Genomic DNA, 17,620 nt, shown 5'->3' with positions numbered 1-17,620 from the left:
GCCTTGGTCGAACAGTTCGATCGCGGCATGGGCTTGGTCGTTGGTGATCAGGCAGTCCTTGCGCATGGAGTAGTCCCTTTCAAGTTGGTTTGTGTTGATCACAGTCCAACTTTCGGGGACCACTCCAGCGCGAGGTTGCTGCGCCGCCGTCAGGTAGCAATTGGGAGTGTTCGGATGGTCACTGGATGTGAAGAGAACTTCCGAGGGTCGCTAGACTGACTGGCGGAGATCGTTCCGGTCGCTTCGCCTCGGCCAGACCGGCACACCTCGCAGGGATCATCGCACAAGGAGTCACAGCATATGAGCATTCGCGTAGCCGTCATCGGAGCCAAGGGTCGGATGGGATCCCACGCCGTCGATGCGATCAACGATGCCGAAGGACTCGAACTCGTCGCCGCACTCGGCAGCAGCGATTCGCTGGAGACCCTGCTGGAGCAGAACATCGACGTCGCCGTCGAACTCACCGTGCCCAAATCCACCGAGGACAATGTCCGCTTCCTCGTCGAGAACGGCATCGACACCGTCGTCGGCACCACCGGCTGGGACAACGACCGTCTGGCCCGCCTCGAGGACACACTGAAGGACCACCCCAAGACCGCGGTGCTCATCGCCCCGAACTTCTCGATCGGTGCCGTCCTGGCCATGCGCTTCGCCGAACTCGCGGCCCCCTACTTCGACTCGGCCGAAGTCGTCGAAATCCACCACACCCGCAAACTCGACGCCCCGTCCGGCACGGCGAACCACACGGCCCAGCGCATCGCCGCCGCCCGCAATGCCGCCGGCCTGCCGGCCGTTCCCGACTCCACCGAATCCGATCCGCAGGGTGCACGCGGCGCCGTCATCGACGGAATCCACGTCCACGCCATCCGTCAGCAGGGCATGAACGCCCACGAGGAGATCCTCTTCGGCTCGGACGGTGAAGCCCTGACCATCCGGACGGACTCGCACTCCACCTCGGCGTTCATGCCCGGCATCGTCACCGCCGTGCGGTCCATCGCTGATTACACGGGGCTCATCCACGGCCTCGAGAACATGCTCGACCTCTGATGTCGAAGGCCAAGATCGGAGCGATCATCGTCTCCGTCGTCCTCGTCTTCTACTTCGTCCTCATGGGACAGCGGGCATGGATCCTCGTCCGCGAACCCGCGATGATCCCCAAGATCATGGGCATCGCCCTGTTCGTCCTGCCAGTCATCGGTGCCTGGACGCTCATCGTCGAACTCGTCTTCGGTGCCCGTACGGAGAAGCTCGCGCGCATCCTCGGGGAGGAAGGCGGACTGCCCGTCGACGACCTGCCCCGGACACCGGGCGGGAAGATCATCCGCGAGGCCGCCGACAAGGAATTCATGAAGTACCAGGCCGAAGCCGAGACCGCACCCGAGGACTGGCGGTCCTGGTTCCGGCTCTCGTGCGCCTACGATGCCAGCGGTGACCGCAAACGAGCGCGCGCCACGATGCGCAAATCGATCAGCCTGTTCCGGGAAGGTCAGAAGCAGGGCGCTTAGGTCCCGGTGACGCCACCCGAATGACCGCTGCGATCCCGCTTTCCAACGGGCCGCGCGAGCTGACAACCAACTTCCACAGCAGAGGCAGCAGCACGAACGTGAGCGCGTGGATGACGTACTCGAGAGTCTGCTCGCCTGTCGTCGCGGCCTCCTCCATCGGATTGCCGACGATCTGCGACCGCGTGATCTCCAACAGCACGACGTGCGCCGAATACACGCTCAACGGCATCGATCCCGGCGCCGACAGCGGCGCGAGCACCCATGACTGGCGACCCAAGAGCACTGCAGCGGCCTGGCAGGCGGCGATCGTCATCACCGCGGTTCCGCCCGTGGAGAGCAGATCGAACGGCGTCCCCGAATGCGGTCCCGCGATCGCCAGCCACCACCAGGACGTCGCCGGAGTCACCCCGTAGCTGCCGGTGAACAGTGCCGCAGTGAGGTCCGTGCCCCACATCTGTGAAACCTCCACGAGCGCGGCATCACCGCCGAAGACATTAAGCATCATCCACGATGCACCGCGACCGATGACGAAGAGCCCGAGTCCGGCGGTGAACAGCGCGAGCAAGTGGCGGCCGATGTCGAGCTTCGCCACGGCCATGCCGAGCAGAATGTATGACAGCCATTGGAGCACCGGGTAGTAGCCGGTGAGGAAGAGGTCGGTGAGCATCGTCCCCGGCGTCGCGAAGTCGAAGAAGCCCATCGGCAGGTAGCTCGGTTCGAGGAGGAACGTCGAACGCACCCACATCGACACGACGGGGGAGACGACCATCCAGACCCCGGCGATCGCGAACAGCGTCCCCGCGCGCAGACGCAGGAAGAACAGTGCGAGGGCGAACATGATCCCGTAGTTGACGAGGATGACCGCGAGCAGTCCGGAGATCGACCCGAGGCATAGCCCGATGAGGACGATGGCCGCCGCCCGGATGAGCACGCTCGGCGCCGCATCGCGCAACCGCCCCGACACCGCCATCCGGGCTCGGGTCGAGAGCACCAGAGAACAGCCGGCAAGGACCGCGAACAGCGCCGAGGCGCGCCCGGCGAAGACCGCCGCCCAGGTCGGCATCCCCGTCTCGTCGCCGAGGGCGAAGATGTGCGTGACCATCATCGCCAAGAGCGCGATCCCACGGGCGACATCGAGTCCGATGAGCCGACCGTCGGGGCTGAGCCGACGGGCAACCCTCGCCGAGGTGGCCGTGGAGTCCGCGTCGTGCGCTCGGTGAGGTTCCGCCGGGTGAGAGCTCATAAAACGATTCTCACACGACTTCACATCTGCGCGCCCTCCCTCGTACGCTCCCGGGGTATCTTTATGCCATGACCTTCAACCCGAACGCCGACATCAGCGGCAACAGCACGAGCAAACGCGGTCGCAACACCGCGATCGTCGGGGGCGGCGGCGTGGGCATCGTCGGTCTGCTCGTCTTCCTCATCGGACCACTGCTCGGCGTTGATGTCACCGGACTGATGGGCGGAATCACCCCGGACGACGGCGGTCAGAACCAGTCGAGCGGGACGAGCATGTCCCAGTGCGACACGGGCGAGGACGCGAACACGAACATCGACTGCCGAATGGCCGGAGCACAGGTCGTCCTCGACGACTACTGGGCGCAGAAGGTCGACGGGTACGAACCGCCGGCGATGACACTGGTCGACGGTCAGACGTCAACCGGCTGCGGGACCGCATCGAACCAGGTCGGGCCCTTCTACTGCCCGGCCGATCAGGGCGTCTACATCGATCCGAGCTTCTTCGACATTCTGCGCCAGCAGTACGGGGCCTCGGCCGATGAGCTCGCCCAGCTCTACATCGTCGGCCACGAATGGGGCCACCACATCCAGAACATCACCGGCGTGATGAGCGAGCACCCGAACAACGGCACCGGTCCGGAGAGCAACGGCGTGCGCACCGAACTCCAAGCCGACTGCTATGCCGGTGCCTGGCTGGGCAATGTCACCACTCTCACCGACGACAACGGCACTCCGTATCTCGAAGAGCCCTCCAAACAGCAGCTCGACGACGCCCTCAACGCGGCCTTCGTCGTCGGCGACGACCACATCCAGGAGCAGTCCGGCTTCGTCAATCCGGAATCGTTCACCCACGGCTCGAGCAAGCAGCGGCAGAAGTGGTTCACCACCGGATACAACGAGGGGCTGAACAGCTGCGATACCTTCGCGGTCTCCGGCAGCGAGCTCTGACTGACGGTTCCGCCTGACAGCAATCGCACCGGCTCAATCGGAGTTCGGCACCTCGGGAGCCGACCCTCGCCGCAGTTCGTCATACGGTGGTATGAATAACTGAGGCACCCCGTCCGAACGAAACCGTCGGACGATCCCGACGATCTGATCAAGGACGATCATGTCTCAGCTGTTTCCGCACCTCTTCGACCCCATCACCCTCGGCTCCACGACCATCCGCAACCGCATCGTCTCCTCCGGCCATGACACCGTTCTCGACGATCACGGCCACATAGGCGACGACCTCGTCGCCTACCATGAGGCCCGCGCGAAAGGCGGAGCCGGCCTGATCGTCCTCCAGGTCTCCGGCGTCCACGAAACCGCCCGCTACACCAGCCACGTCCTCATGGCCACCGATGAATCCTCCGTCCCCGGTTACCAAAACGTCGCCGAGGCGGTCCACCGCCACGGAGCCACGATCTTCGCCCAGCTCTTCCACCCCGGCCGCGAAGTCATGGACGGTGAACGCGGAATGGCACCCCGGGCCAAGGCCCCGAGCGACGAACCGCAGGAGAGATTCAAGGTCGTCCCCGAAACGCTGTCCACCGCCGAGATCAAGGACATCATCGCCGGCTACGGCGAAGCGGCAAAACGCATCGCCGACTCCGGAATCGACGGCGTCGAGATCGTCGCCAGCCACGGCTACCTGCCCATCCAATTCTTCAATCTCGCCGTCAACACCCGCACCGACGACTACGGCGGCAGCCCGGAGAACCGTCGCCGCTTCCTCACCGAGGTGGCCCACACCGTCCGTCAGTCAGTCGGCCCTGATGTCGTGGTGGGCGTGCGGATCTCCGGTGAGGACAAGACCGAGGACGGCCTCGTCGCCACCGAGATCCTCGATCTCGTCGACCACCTCGACTCCCTGACCGCCGACGGCGTCGACTGCCTCGACTACTTCTCGATCACCGCCGGCGATTCCTCCACTCTGCAGGGCGCCGTCCACATCGTGCCCTCGATGCAGATCGATCCCGGCTACGCCGCGAACCTGTCCGAGCAGGTCAAGAAGATCACCGACAAGACCGTCATGGTCGCCGGCCGCATCAACCAACCCCACGAAGCCGAAACCGCGATCGCCGAAGGCCGCACCGACATGGCGATCATGACCCGCGCGATGATCTGCGACCCCGAAATCGCGAACAAGTCCGAATCCGACAAGGTCGACGAGATCCGCGCCTGCATCGGCTGCAACCAAGCCTGCATCGGCCACTTCCAACAGGGTGTGCCGATCTCGTGCATCCAATACCCTGAATCGGGCCAGGAACTGACGTTCCTTCCCCGACCGACGCTGCGCACCCGACGCAAGGTTCTCGTCATCGGTGGGGGACCGGCCGGACTCAAGACCGCCGCGGTCGCCGCCGAGCAGGGCGACGACGTCGTGTTGTGCGAGAAGGAGCCCCACCTCGGCGGGGCGGTGCTGCTGGCTCAGGAGCTGCCGTACCGGTCCGAATTCGGGGGAGCGGCGACGAACCTGACCGCCGAGGCGGCCCGCGCGGGAGTCGACATCCGCACTTGCGTACCGGCCACCAGGACCTCATCGCCGAGGTGGCCCCCGATCATGTCATCATCGCCACCGGTGCCGAACAGCGCATGCCCGCACTCGAGATTGTTGACGACGCATTCGTCATCGGGGCTCGCGACTATCTGCGGGAGTCCCCGAACCTGCCGCCAGGCCGCGTGCTCGTCACAGACTGGAAGGGCGACTGGATCGGACTCGGCATCGCCTTGCGCTTGGTCGAGGCCGGGCGACACGTGAGCTTGGCGACGGCGGCGAACTTCGCCGGTGCCGCGATCCAGCAGTACACGCGCACCCTGCTCGTGTCCCAAGCGCTGCGGACCGGTCGGATGCAATTCGTCAACGATGCTCGCCTCGTCGGCGTCGATGCCGATACCGGTTACCTGCAGTCCACTCTCTGCGAGGTCGTTCATGAGGTCAACGGTGTTGCGGCCACGATCGTCTCCGGTGCCCCGCGATCGGTGACGGTCGACCTCGACTTCGGGGCCGCCTCGGGGACGGTGGTCGGTGACGCCCTGGCGCCGCGCACGGTCGAAGAGGCCGTGTACGAAGGGCTGACCGCGGCCACCGCTCTGGCGACAGGTGAACGCGCCGCCCACCGGCCGCCAAGGGAACCGGCCACAGGAGAACAGGCGGTCTCATCATGAGCCCCCGTCCGGCTCGGCCGCCCGAGCAGGCCGAGGCGAAGAAGTTCGCGATCATCCAGGCAACGCTCGACGCCATCGTCGCCAAAGGTGCCGCCGCCGTCCGGCTCGGGGACGTGGCGAAAGCGACTGGAATGTCGATCGGCACAGTTCAGTACTACTTCGAGTCCCGAGACGAACTGCTGGCCCAGTCGTTCTCCTTCCATACGGCCACAGTGCTGGTGCACCTCGAAGAGATGGCGAAGCCGGGCGATGATCCCCGCGGTCGGATGGCTCGCTATCGCCTGCACGATGCGTTCGCTGCCGTCCATGGGGTGGGCATGCACGAGCAGCGGTCGCGGATCTGGGTCGAAATCGTCACTGCCGCGCGCACCGATGAAGGCCTGCAGAACTGCGTCGACGCCGTGTTCGACGGGTGGCGGAAACTGTTTCGGACGATCGTCGACGATGGGGTTGAGAGGGCCGAATTCGGACTCTTCGAGCTCACCGCCGCCGAGGTGGTCGACACGTTCGTCGCGATCATCGACGGCTTCGATCTCGCCACCGTCGCCGGCCATGGACCGGAACCGCGCACGATGACACGGATCCTCATCGAAACCGCTGACCGCCTGCTCGAAGGTTAGCGGAACCGCGCCCGAGCGGCGGGTGAGCGCGCCCGCTTCACAATCGCGCGATCATCTCCACGTCCTCGTCGAACTCCCGAGCCGTCTCCTCGGACACCGTCGTCCGCGTCGCACGCAGCGCCTCGAGATAGTCATCGGTCGACAGCGCGCCAGACCGCGAAGCGATGTCGACGTGCTGCTGCCGCAGAGACGACGCCAGAGCTTCCTGCGATGCACGCCGGGCAGCGTATTCGATGTCGGCCGGGGTCAGGCCGTCACTGGCATTGACGAGCACGTCGAGATCGACACCGGCGATCGTGTGCTCGGGAATGTAGCGCGACCAGATCGCCTCCCTGGCGGTGGCATCCGGCAAACCGATGGGAATGACATAGTCGAAGCGCCCATGCCGCAGGAACGCCGCATCGAGGGCACGGACGAAGTTCGTCGCACAGATGAGCAGCCGGCCCTCTGTCGTTCGAGCGCATCGAGCAGCCCCGCCTCAACGCGGGTGCCCTGCTCCGGATCCGCACGGATCGTCTCGAGGACATGGAAGAACACGAGAACCCCCTGCCCGTGGGCGGCGCGGCCGACGGCGGCACCGACGATCTCCTCATCGCGAACGGCCACGACGGCCTGATTGCGCTGGCAGGCGGCCAACACCTCGGAGAGCGGATTGAGCGGGGGAGCGGCCGTAGATTCCGCAACGGCGGCTTCGAAGAGACCGATGATTCCGTCGAGATCATCATCATGGAAATCGCGGATGCGGGTGCGGGTCATCGAAAACTCCTGTGTTTCGGTGGCGGGCAGGGCAGAAGCGTAGACGATCAGACAGACACGGGTGTGATCCGTCTCTCACTGTGACCGCATGAGCGCCGCATCCGAGGCGAACGACACCCGCAACGCGGGTGGACCGCTGCACTCGTGAGAGGACGTGGGCGCTATCCTGGTTCTATGGCGATTCTCGGTGATCAGGCAGCAGCGACTGCCATGGACGCGTTCGGTTCCGTCGGCACGGCAATGGTGACTCCATTCAAGCGCGACGGCAGCATCGACTATGCGTCCGTGGAGAAGGTGGCGAACCACCTCGTCGAGCTCGGCAACGACATGCTCGTCGTCTCCGGCACCACCGGCGAATCTCCGACGACGACCGACGACGAGAAGGTCGAGCTGCTACGCGTCGTGCGCGGTGTCATCGGCAAGCGGGCGAAGATCATCGCCGGCACCGGCAACAACGTCACCGCTCACACCATCGAACTCTCCAGGCGTTCGGCCGATGCGGGAGCCGACGGCATCCTCATCGTCACCCCCTACTACTCGAAGCCGACGCAGCCGGCGATCGAGGCGCATATGCGCGCGGCCGCGGACTCCACCGACCTGCCGGTGATGCTCTACGACATCCCCGGACGCGCCGGTGCCCCGATCATCACGGACACGCTGCTGCGGCTCTCGGACCATCCGAACATCCTCGCGGTCAAGGACGCCAAGGGCGACCTCTTCGCCTCCTCGTTCGTGATGAACAACTCCTCGCTGGTCTACTACTCCGGTGAGGACGCGCTCAACCTGCCGCTGCTGTCCCTCGGTGCGCTCGGACTCGTGTCCGTGGCCGGGCACGTGTGCTCCGACCGCTTCGCGACCATGGTGGCCGCAGTGGCGAACAACGATCTCAACACCGCACGCACCCTCTCCCGCGAGACCGCGGACGTCGTGGATGCGCTCATGAACCACATGCCGGGAGTGATCTCGGCAAAGGCCGCCTTGCAGGCCCAAGGAATACTCGACAACCGCGATGTGCGGATGCCGCTGCTCCCAGCAGATGAGGACCAGTTGGCGTTCGTCACCGCCCAATTGACCAGGAGTGGTTACCTCAGTGAATAATGCATTGACCCAAGAACTGTCCCGCCCGCCGAGGATGGACAAAGAAGCCGTCCGCATCGTCGCTCTCGGCGGACTCGGTGAGGTCGGACGCAACATGACCGTGTTCGAATACCACGGCAAACTCCTCATCGTCGACTGCGGCGTGCTCTTCCCCGAAGAGGACCAGCCCGGCGTCGACCTCATCCTCCCCGACTTCTCGTACCTCGACGATCGCCTCGACGACATCGTCGGCCTCGTCCTCACCCACGGACACGAAGACCACATCGGCGCCGTGCCCTACCTGCTGCGCCGCAAGGGCGACATCCCGATTCTCGGCTCGAAGCTGACGATCGCCCTCATCGAAGCCAAGCTCAAGGAACACCGGATCAAGCCGATCACCCGCGTGGTGGCCGAAGACGATCTCGACCAGCTCGGCCCCTTCGACCTCGAGTTCGTCGCCGTCAACCACTCGATCCCCGACGCACTGGCCGTGTTCATCCGCACCGGCGCCGGCAACATCCTCCACACCGGTGACTTCAAGATGGACCAGCTGCCGCTCGACGGCCGCATCACCGACCTGCGCGCCTTCGCCCGCCTCGGTGAAGAAGGCGTCGACCTGTTCATGACGGACTCGACGAACGCCGAGGTCCCCGGCTTCACCGCGCTGGAGAAGGACATCGGGCCCGTGCTCGAGAACCTTTTCGGCACCGCCGAGCGCCGCATCATCGTCGCCTCCTTCTCCTCCCACGTCCACCGCGTGCAGCAGGTGCTCAACGCCGCGACCGCCCACGGCCGCAAGGTCGCCCTCGTCGGCCGCTCCATGGTCCGCAACATGAAGATTGCCGAAGACCTCGGCTACCTCAACGTGCCCCAGGGAACGCTCATCGACGTCAAGAAGGTCGACGACTACCCCGAGGATCAGATCGTCCTCATGTGCACCGGCTCCCAGGGCGAGCCGATGGCCGCCCTGTCCCGAATGGCCAACCGCAGCCACCGGGTCGACGTCGGCGACGGCGACACTGTCATCCTCGCCTCCTCGCTCATCCCCGGCAACGAGAACTCCGTGTTCAAGGTCATCAACGGCCTGATGAAACTCGGCGCTCGCGTCATCTCGAAGGCCGACGCGAAGATCCACGTGTCCGGCCACGCCTCCGGCGGCGAGCTGCTCTACTGCTACAACATCGTCAAGCCCCGCGGCGTCATGCCCGTCCACGGCGAATGGCGCCACCTGCTGGCCAACGCTCGCCACGCCGAGGCGACCGGAGTCGACCCGAACAACATCGTCCTGGCCGATGACGGCTGGGTCGTCGACCTCAAGGACGGTCACGCCGAGGTCGTCGGCGCCGTCGACTGCAACTACGTCTTCGTCGACGGTTCGTCGGTCGGTGAGATCACCGAGGCGGACCTCAAGGATCGTCTCGTCCTGTCCGGTGAGGGCTTCGTGACGATCTTCATGGCCGTGAACTCGCAGACGAAGTCGCTCATCGCCGGTCCCGAGATCCACGCCCGCGGTATGGCCGAATCCGATGATGTCTTCGACTCGATCGTCCCGAAGGTCCAGAAGGCCGTCGAGGATGCTCTGCGCGACGGCACGACCGATCAGTACCAGCTGCAGCAGGTGGTGCGCCGCACCGTCGGCCGCTGGGTGTCGTCGAAGCTGCGCCGCAAGCCGATGATCGTCCCCATGGTCGTCATCGTCTGAGACCCAGTCTTCGAGCGGCTCCGTCGGCGGTCGGCTCGACTGTCGGTCTGCAGCACAGACGAAACCGCGAACGCCCGCAGATGCCTCCTCGTGAGGCTCTGCGGGCGTTGTCGCGTTCTGGGCGAATCGCCTTTTGATCGGCACATCGCGTTTGAACCCGATGCGTGGAACAAAAGGCGATGACTCCCGACTCAAAAGGCGATGACACCTGGTGCGGGGAAGATCCGCGCGGGCGTGAGCGTAAGGTGCGGGGACGATTCGCGCGGGCGGGAGCGTCAGGCCCGTTGGGTGGGTTCCGGTTCGTCATCGTCGATGTCAGAGCTGCCGCCGCGAGCCGAGTGCCCGTCGGCGCCTTCGGCAATCCCGTCGGCCATGCCCTCGTCTGTGGCTGCCGCACCGGTCACATCGTCCGCTGCGCTGCCGGTGGAAGCGCCGGCTCGGGCAATACTGCCAGCGCCTGCTTCAAGGCCCGGCAGCGGCTTGCCCGGGGAGCGGCGGATCATCACCACGACGACGGCGAGGCCGATGACGATCGCAGTGAGCACGACGGTGCCCGCATTGAAGCCCAGACCGTTGAGGCCGACGAACGCCAGAGTGCCCGCAGCCAGCGAATAGACGAGCATCGGGATCGACGTCCGCCGGATGAGCTCGCCCTCCCGACCGATGAGTCCCACCGTCGCCGAGGCGGCTACGACGTTGTGCACGGCCACCATATTCCCAGCGGCGCCACCGACCGCCTGAGCCGCGACCACGGTCTCAGGGCTGGCGGCACCGATCGCGGTGCCGGTGGAGAACTGGAACTGCGAGAACATGACGTTCGAGACGGTGTTCGACCCTGCGACGAAGGCACCCAGGGCACCGACGAACGGGGCGAACAGCGGCCAGGCGTCGCCCACGGAACTGGCGGCCGCCTCGGCGAGGGTGACCGGCATCGAATCCAGGCCAGCGCCGTTGTAGTCGGCGCCGGAGTTGATGAACACGCGCACCAGCGGCAGGGAACACAGCAGGGCCACGGCCGCGCCGGCGATCTGCGAACCGGCGATCTGCCACGAGCCTGCGATCTGCTTCTTCGTCATCCGGTGGATGAAGTACGTCAGCCCGCAGGCGAGGGCGAAGATCGCGCCGGGCGACCACAGCAGATCCATATTCTGGCTGATCGGGGTGCCGAAGATGTTGTCGATCTTGATCACGGCCGGACCGTTGAGGAACTCCTTGATCGCGGGCACATTGCGGGTGATGAGAAGCAGGGCGACGACGATGAGATACGGCGACCAGGCGCGGGGCAGCGACATCTTCTTGGTCAGCTGCGCCTTCTCCTTGTTCGGGTCGACGGTGCCCATCCAGAATGCCGGCCACTTCTCACGCGGAGCGAAGTCCCAGGTCTTCTTGGGCATGAGGAACCCCATCCGCGAGGTCGTCACGACGATGACGAGACCGATGAGCCCGCCGAGCAGCGACGGGAACTCCGGGCCGAGCACATTGGCCACGATGAGGTAGGGCACGATCATGGCCAGGGCCGCATAGATCGCGAACGGGGCGATGGCCAGACCGTCGGCGAAACGCCGATTGGCACCGAAGAACCCGGTCATCAGGCAGGAGAGCAGCAGCGGGATGAGGATGCCGCAGCAGGCGTGGATGAGCGCGACCTGAGCGGCGGTATGAGCGACGAACTCGGCCTGGCCGAGGCCGAGCTGACCGGCGCGTTCGGCGACGTCGGCCGACATCGACCCGTCCTCCTGCGCCAGCCCGGAGCCGATGCCCAGCACCATCGGAGTGCCGACGGCGCCGAAGCTCACCGGCGTCGACTGGATGACGAGCCCGGCGAGCACCGCGGCGATCGCGGGGAAGCCGAGGGCCAGCATGAGCGGGGCGACCACGGCGGCCGGAGTGCCGAAGCCGGCGGCGCCCTCGATGAAGGATCCGAAGAGCCAGGCGACGATGATGACCTGCACCCGCCGGTCCGGGGAGATCGCGATGAAGCCGGCGCGGATCGTTTCGATCGCTCCGGACCGGGTGATCGTGGCCAACAGCAGAAGCGCACCGAAGACGATCCACAGCAGGCCGATCGCGACGAGGAGGCCCTGGACGACCGAGGCGCCGATCGTCACCCACTCGATCTTCCACGCGAAGTTCGCCACGAGTGCTGCGGCGACCAGGCCGATGGGCATGGCGTATTTGGCGGGCCAGCGGAATCCGATGAGAAGGATTCCGGCCAAGAGGATGGGGGAGAGGGCCAGAAGAGCTGCAACAGCGAGGTTGTCCACCGTGAGTCCGATCCGCGGCACCATTGCCGCCTCGGCGAGTCCATGAGAGATGTTCCCCCTATCGTCCCGAGCGCTTGGGGCGGAGTCAATGAACACACCGTCTCGAATGCAGGATAGGGTTTGACGAGACGTGCATCACCTCATATTCTTTCGTTGTGTGAACAAACATTTTCACAATGTGAAAATGTCGCAGTCAAAACCCCGTTGACCAGCGAACATATCGCATCGCCAGATGTGGATAAGGACGCAGCACCGATGTGCTGACTAAGGAGAACCATCGATGACCGCTCATATCGAAAACCTGGACATCCCCGCCGGGATGGAGATCACCGGTGAGCTGCCGGACGGGGCTGAGAAGGTCCTCACGCCCAAGGCGCTTGAGCTCATCGTCGATCTGCACCGGAAGTTCAACGGCGACCGTCTCGATCGCCTCGAGGCCCGCAAGGAACGCCAGGCCGAAATCGCCGCAGCCAAGGACCTCGACTTCCTCCCCGAGACCGCTGAGATCCGCAACGATCCCTCCTGGCAGGTCGCGCCTCCGGCACCCGGCCTCGAAGACCGCCGCGTCGAGGTCACCGGCCCGACGTACAAGAAGATGACGATCAACGCGCTCAACTCCGGCGCGAAGGTGTGGCTGGCCGACCAGGAGGACGCGAACACCCCGCAGTGGGACTCGGTCATCCAGGGCCAGATCAACCTGCTCGACTCGCTCAACCGCGAAATCGACTTCACCTCGCCTGAGGGCAAGGAATACAAGCTCGCCCCCGACGAGGAGCTGCCGACCATCGTCGTACGCCCCCGCGGCTGGCACATGCCCGAGAAGCACATCCTCATCGACGGCGAGGAGACCTCCGGTTCGCTCGTCGACTTCGCGCTCTACTTCGCAACCGCCGGCCAGATCCAGATCAAGAAGGGCCGCGGCCCCTACTTCTACCTCGCGAAGATGGAGTCCCACCTCGAGGCCCGCCTGTGGAACCAGGTCTTCGAACACGCCGAAGATGCCTTCGGCCTGGCCCGCGGCACCATCCGGGCCACCGTGCTCATCGAGACCTACCCCGCAGCCTTCGAGATGGAAGAGATCCTCTACGAACTGCGCGAGCACTCGGCCGGCCTCAATGCCGGACGCTGGGACTACATCTTCTCCGTCATCAAGTACTACCGCTCCCGCGGCTCCGAGTTCCTGCTGCCGGACCGCTCGGACGTGACCATGACGGTGCCGTTCATGCGCGCCTACACCGAACTGCTCGCACGCACCTGCCACAAGCGCGGCGCCCACGCGATCGGCGGAATGTCCGCGTTCGTGCCCTCGAAGGACGAAGCCGCGAACAAGGCCGCCTTCGACAAGGTCCGCGAGGACAAGTCCCGCGAGGCCGGCAAGGGCTTCGACGGCTCCTGGGTCGCCCACCCCGGCATGGTCTCCCTGTGCAAGGAGGTCTTCACCGAGACCCTCGGCGACAAGCCCAACCAGATCGACAACAAGCGCGAAGACGTCAACGTCACCGCCGCCGATCTCCTCGACGTGAAGTCGACCCCGGGCTCGATGACCGAGGCGGGCCTGCGTACCAACGTGTCCGTCGGCATCCAGTACCTGCGCGCCTGGCTCGAAGGCAACGGCGCGGTCGCCATCAACGGACTCATGGAGGACGCCGCGACCGCCGAGATCTCCCGCTCCCAGGTGTGGCAGTGGCTCGATGCCGGCATCACCCTGGACTCCGGTGAGAAGGTGACGAAGGAACTCGTCGAGCGCATCGTCGCCGAGGAGGTCGCCAAGCTGCCCGGTGACGACTCAGGTTGGAAGGACGCCACCGACACCTTCGTCTCGGTCGCCCTCGACCCCGAGTACGTCGACTTCCTCACCCTGCCGGCCTACGCCCGCATGCCGTGATCCGCAGGTCGTGATCGACTCCGGCCCTGCTGCGTGCCCCGATTCGGGCATGCAGGTCCACGGCCGGTGACGACACCGAACGCCCCCGAAATCTGTGCAATGTGCACCGATTTCGGGGGCGTTCTTCGCTAAGCTCGACATACACACGCACGCAGCGCAGCGCCCGAGACAGCAGGAACGGAAGATGCGGATGAGCCTGACCACAGACGAACTGCCCCGACTGGCCAGTCCCAGCAGCATCGCCGAACTCTCCGAACTCATGGCCCGCGCACATGCCGAGAACCGCACCGTCGCAGTGTTCGGCGGCGGCACCGCCTTCGACGATCATCCGCCCGCGTCCACTCCGGGGCTTCTCATCGACTTGACCTCCATCGCCGAGGCGGCTGCCCCTCGCGGCGGCACCATCCGTGCCGGAGCCGGCACCCGGATCAGCGCCCTCAACAGGTTCGCAGCCCAATCCGGGCAGGAGATCCTCGCCGACCTACCGCTTGACCGCGTCGAGGCCGGCGCCACGCTCGGCGGAATGATCGCCACCGCGGCCACCGGGTCCCGTTGTCTGCGCCGTCCTCGGCTGGCCGAGACAGTGCAGTCCGTGACGACCGTCGCCGCCGACGGGACCATCGTCCGCACCGCTCACGGACTCCACCCGGATCTGGACGGCCGCGATCTGCGCAGCCTCGTCACCGGATCATGGGGGACCCGGGCGATCATTGCCGAAGCCGAGATCCGTCTGACTCCGCGACCCGCAACGCAGAGGTTCATATGGATCCCCGGCGACGAGGCGGCCGCCGACCTCCTCGTCGCCCGCCGCGTCCCCGATGCGGTCAACATCGAACGTCCGCCCGGGTCACCGGCGGCGACAGTGGTCCTCATCGAGGGGGACACCGACGAGGTCGAAGCCGAGGTGGGCCACCTCGTGGATTGGGTTCCCGGGGCAACCCCGTGCGGGGAACCGGAATGGTGGGGGAGCAGAGCTCGCCTGGCCGCGACCATCGGGGTGTCCGTGGCACCGAGTTTCATTCCGACCCTCATCGATGCCGTCGACCGGCTGGAGACGACGATCGGCTATCCGCTGCAGCTGCGCGGCAGCGCGACAGGGGCCTTCGAACTGGGCGTCGGCGCCCCGGGTTCCGAACCCGGAGTGGCCACGCGCGTGGTCCTCGAACATCTACGCAGCTTCGGACTGCACTTCATCGCCGCCCGGCTCATCCATGCGCCCGCTCCGGTCTGGGATGAGGTCGACGCGTGGGGCCCGCAGCCGGGGCGGCAGGGTCTGGTAGAGCTCAAGTCGCTCGTCGATCCGCGCGGGTTCCTAGCCCCGGGTCGAGGGATCGCAGGGGTCTAGCGCCGCGCGACTGGCGCGGCACGACTGGCGCCGTGTACCGGGCCGCGACCTGTCCCGGGCTTCTACTTCACCAACAGCACCGGGCAATCGGCTTCGAGGATGACCTGCTGCGCACTCGACCCGAGCAGCAGCTTCACGACGGGTGAGCGGCGCTTCGTGCTCATGACGATCACCGCGGCGTCGTGCTCCTCGGCGAGGCCGAGGATCTGCTCGGCCGGATCGGGACCGGCACGGTGGACGGCATACTCGAGTCCCGCCTCGGCGAGGGCCGTGCCCAACTTGGTGCATTCGGACAGGGACGACGTCGACGGAGCCGTCGTCGTATCCGTGCCGAACACGACCGCCTGCACCGCTGCGTGCTCACGGCCGGCCGCGGCGATCGCCTGTTCGAGCACCTCGTCCGAAGAATCCGGACGCAGCGCCAGGACCACGGTCGCGGCAGCCGAACCGATGCCCGGTGAGGCGGTGACCTGCCGGGACGGGGCAGGGAAGCGGCGCTGTGGAGCCGAATAGAGATCAGTCATCGTAGGTCGCCGTTCAGCCGATTCCGATGACGCCGACGGCGACACCCACGGCGAGCATGACGAGGGCGACGATGAGTGCGCGCCACAGCACCTTCTTGTGGTGATCGCCGAGCTCGACGCCGGACAGGGACACGAGCAGCAGGATCGCGGGCACGAGCGGCGACTGCATGTGCACGGGCTGGCCGGTGATCGAGGCGCGGGCCATATCCGACGCGGAGATGCCGAAGTGGGAGGCGGTCTCGGCGAGGACGGGCAGGATGCCGAAGTAGAAGGCGTCGTTGCTCATGAAGAACGTCATCGGGATCGACAGCAGACCGGTGATGACGGCCATGTAGGGCCCCATCGAGTTCGGGATGACCGCGACGAGCCATTCGGCCATCGCGTCGACCATTCCGGTGCCGGACATGATGCCGGTGAGCACGCCTGCGGCCATGACCATGGCCACGACGGAGATGATCGCGGTCGCATGGGAGGCGAGTTCCTCCTGCTGGTCCTTCATCTTCGGGAAGTTGACCATGAGTGCGATGACGGTGCCGATCATGAATAGGTACGGCAGCGGCAGGATGTCGATGATGAGCAGGACCATCACGGCCACGGTCAGGGCCAGGTTGAACCAGAACAGCTTCGGTCGCAGGGTCGCGCGGTTGGGATCGAGCGCGGTGTTCGACAGGCCCGAACCAGTTCCGGCGGATCCGTCTGTGTCGTTCGCGGAGGCGGGTCCCGCCTCGGCGGTGGTGTCGTCATTCGCCGAGGCGGCCGAGCCGGATCCGTGTCCGTGCCCACCCGCGGTGGTGCCCGCGGATGAGCCCGCGGTCGTGCTGGCTCCGGCCACGGCGCCGACGAGGTCCCTGCGACGATTCGAACCGCGGTCCTCGACCCAGGCGACGCCGTTCTTGGCCAGGCGGCGGCGTTCGGAGATGCCGAGCACATAGGCGAAGATGAGGCACACGAGCAGGCCGGCCACCAGGGACGGGACCATGGGGACGAAGATCTCGTTCGCGTCGATCTGCAGCGCCGAGGAGGCCCGGGCAGTCGGGCCGCCCCACGGGACGATGTTGAGGGTGCCGTTGATGAGGCCGGCGACGCAGGTGAGCACCACGGGTGACATCTCGAGGCGCTGGTAGATCGGCAGCATGGCCGCGGTGACGACGATGAACGTCGTCGATCCGTCACCGTCGAGAGACACGGCGCCGGTGAGCAGCGCGGTGCCGAGGACGACCTTGACGGGGTCGTTGCCGGCGACCTTGAGGATGAACTCGACGAGCTTGTCGAAGAGGCCGACGTCGATCATGATGCCGAAGTAGATGATGGCGAAGAGCAGCAGCGCTGCCGTCGACGACATCGAGGCGATCGCGTCCATGACCATGTCCCCGATACCCAGTCCTGCTCCGGCGAAGAGGCCGAAGATCGTGGGCACGAGGATGAGCGCGAGGATCGGCGAGAGTCGTTTGGTCATGATCAGCGTCATGAAGACGAGGATCATGGCAAAACCGAGAATGACAAGCACGAGCTTCTCCTTCGAAGGCGAATGTGAGGCTCGAAACACCGTA

The 17,620-nt window shown here is 65.8% G+C and carries 16 protein-coding genes; 11 read left to right on the top strand and 5 right to left on the bottom strand.

What is annotated here, in order from left to right; all coding sequences use genetic code 11:
* Window positions 1-300: 300 nt before the first annotated feature.
* Both dapB and BI49514_RS12920 read left to right on the top strand, forming a co-directional pair.
* On the top strand, window positions 301-1,047 hold the full coding sequence (gene dapB, locus BI49514_RS12925) for a 4-hydroxy-tetrahydrodipicolinate reductase (RefSeq protein WP_101546919.1): 747 nt from the start codon (window positions 301-303) through the stop codon (window positions 1,045-1,047).
* Window positions 1,047-1,505: a tetratricopeptide repeat protein gene (locus BI49514_RS12920; protein ID WP_101546918.1), complete on the top strand. Its 459-nt coding sequence runs from the start codon at window positions 1,047-1,049 to the stop codon at window positions 1,503-1,505. Before dapB ends, BI49514_RS12920 begins: the two co-directional genes overlap by 1 nt.
* Here the strand turns inward: BI49514_RS12920 and BI49514_RS12915 are convergent.
* A complete protein-coding gene (locus BI49514_RS12915; RefSeq protein WP_101546917.1) occupies window positions 1,468-2,748 on the bottom strand; it encodes a heparan-alpha-glucosaminide N-acetyltransferase domain-containing protein in 1,281 nt (426 codons plus the stop codon). The genes BI49514_RS12920 and BI49514_RS12915 overlap by 38 nt on opposite strands.
* A gap of 68 nt (window positions 2,749-2,816) precedes the next feature.
* Here BI49514_RS12915 and ypfJ point away from each other — a divergent pair, with 68 nt between their 5' ends.
* The 4 genes from ypfJ to BI49514_RS12900 all read left to right on the top strand — a co-directional run bounded on the left by ypfJ (window position 2,817) and on the right by BI49514_RS12900 (window position 6,517).
* Window positions 2,817-3,695 (top strand): KPN_02809 family neutral zinc metallopeptidase, encoded by an 879-nt coding sequence (gene ypfJ, locus BI49514_RS12910; RefSeq protein WP_101546916.1) that lies wholly within the window; start codon window positions 2,817-2,819, stop codon window positions 3,693-3,695.
* A gap of 160 nt (window positions 3,696-3,855) precedes the next feature.
* Window positions 3,856-5,490, top strand: coding sequence for an oxidoreductase (locus tag BI49514_RS12905; protein WP_244195140.1), 1,635 nt, complete (start codon window positions 3,856-3,858; stop codon window positions 5,488-5,490).
* On the top strand, window positions 5,487-5,897 hold the full coding sequence (locus BI49514_RS17060; RefSeq protein WP_244195139.1) for a hypothetical protein: 411 nt from the start codon (window positions 5,487-5,489) through the stop codon (window positions 5,895-5,897). Before BI49514_RS12905 ends, BI49514_RS17060 begins: the two co-directional genes overlap by 4 nt.
* Window positions 5,894-6,517 carry a TetR/AcrR family transcriptional regulator gene (locus BI49514_RS12900; protein WP_101546915.1) on the top strand — a complete coding sequence of 208 codons (624 nt, stop codon included), beginning with the start codon at window positions 5,894-5,896 and terminating at the stop codon, window positions 6,515-6,517. Before BI49514_RS17060 ends, BI49514_RS12900 begins: the two co-directional genes overlap by 4 nt.
* 37 nt (window positions 6,518-6,554) lie before the next feature.
* Here BI49514_RS12900 and BI49514_RS17320 read toward each other — a convergent pair whose 3' ends face one another.
* Window positions 6,555-6,869 (bottom strand): hypothetical protein, encoded by a 315-nt coding sequence (locus BI49514_RS17320; RefSeq protein WP_420808564.1) that lies wholly within the window; start codon window positions 6,867-6,869, stop codon window positions 6,555-6,557.
* A 173-nt stretch (window positions 6,870-7,042) separates the two neighbouring features.
* On the opposite strand from BI49514_RS17320, the gene BI49514_RS17315 reads away from it, so the two are divergent.
* From BI49514_RS17315 to BI49514_RS12885, 3 genes are all read left to right on the top strand, one after another.
* On the top strand, window positions 7,043-7,357 hold the full coding sequence (locus tag BI49514_RS17315) for a hypothetical protein (RefSeq protein ID WP_420808563.1): 315 nt from the start codon (window positions 7,043-7,045) through the stop codon (window positions 7,355-7,357).
* A 90-nt stretch (window positions 7,358-7,447) separates the two neighbouring features.
* On the top strand, window positions 7,448-8,371 hold the full coding sequence (gene dapA, locus BI49514_RS12890; protein WP_101546914.1) for a 4-hydroxy-tetrahydrodipicolinate synthase: 924 nt from the start codon (window positions 7,448-7,450) through the stop codon (window positions 8,369-8,371).
* 34 nt (window positions 8,372-8,405) lie between these two features.
* Entirely contained in the window at window positions 8,406-10,052 is a 1,647-nt protein-coding gene (locus tag BI49514_RS12885; RefSeq protein ID WP_101546913.1) for a ribonuclease J, read from the top strand.
* Between the two features lie 275 nt (window positions 10,053-10,327).
* Here BI49514_RS12885 and BI49514_RS12880 read toward each other — a convergent pair whose 3' ends face one another.
* Entirely contained in the window at window positions 10,328-12,340 is a 2,013-nt protein-coding gene (locus tag BI49514_RS12880) for an L-lactate permease (protein ID WP_244195138.1), read from the bottom strand.
* A 256-nt stretch (window positions 12,341-12,596) separates the two neighbouring features.
* On the opposite strand from BI49514_RS12880, the gene aceB reads away from it, so the two are divergent.
* Window positions 12,597-14,201, top strand: coding sequence for a malate synthase A (gene aceB / locus BI49514_RS12875; RefSeq protein ID WP_101546912.1), 1,605 nt, complete (start codon window positions 12,597-12,599; stop codon window positions 14,199-14,201).
* 190 nt (window positions 14,202-14,391) lie between these two features.
* On the top strand, window positions 14,392-15,546 hold the full coding sequence (locus BI49514_RS12870) for an FAD-binding oxidoreductase (RefSeq protein ID WP_167443960.1): 1,155 nt from the start codon (window positions 14,392-14,394) through the stop codon (window positions 15,544-15,546).
* 62 nt (window positions 15,547-15,608) lie between these two features.
* On the opposite strand, the gene BI49514_RS12865 is transcribed toward BI49514_RS12870, so the two are convergent.
* Together BI49514_RS12865 and BI49514_RS12860 are read right to left on the bottom strand one after the other, a co-directional pair.
* A complete protein-coding gene (locus BI49514_RS12865) occupies window positions 15,609-16,070 on the bottom strand; it encodes a universal stress protein (protein ID WP_101546910.1) in 462 nt (153 codons plus the stop codon).
* 13 nt (window positions 16,071-16,083) lie between these two features.
* Window positions 16,084-17,577: a CitMHS family transporter gene (locus BI49514_RS12860; RefSeq protein ID WP_101546909.1), complete on the bottom strand. Its 1,494-nt coding sequence runs from the start codon at window positions 17,575-17,577 to the stop codon at window positions 16,084-16,086.
* Between the last annotated feature and the right edge of the window lie 43 nt (window positions 17,578-17,620).

It is taken from the genome of Brevibacterium iodinum ATCC 49514 (genome assembly GCF_900169265.1).
GTDB lineage: Bacteria > Actinomycetota > Actinomycetes > Actinomycetales > Brevibacteriaceae > Brevibacterium > Brevibacterium iodinum.
The sequence above is the reverse complement of the archived record's forward strand: the minus strand, read 5'-3'. Positions and strand labels throughout refer to the sequence as shown.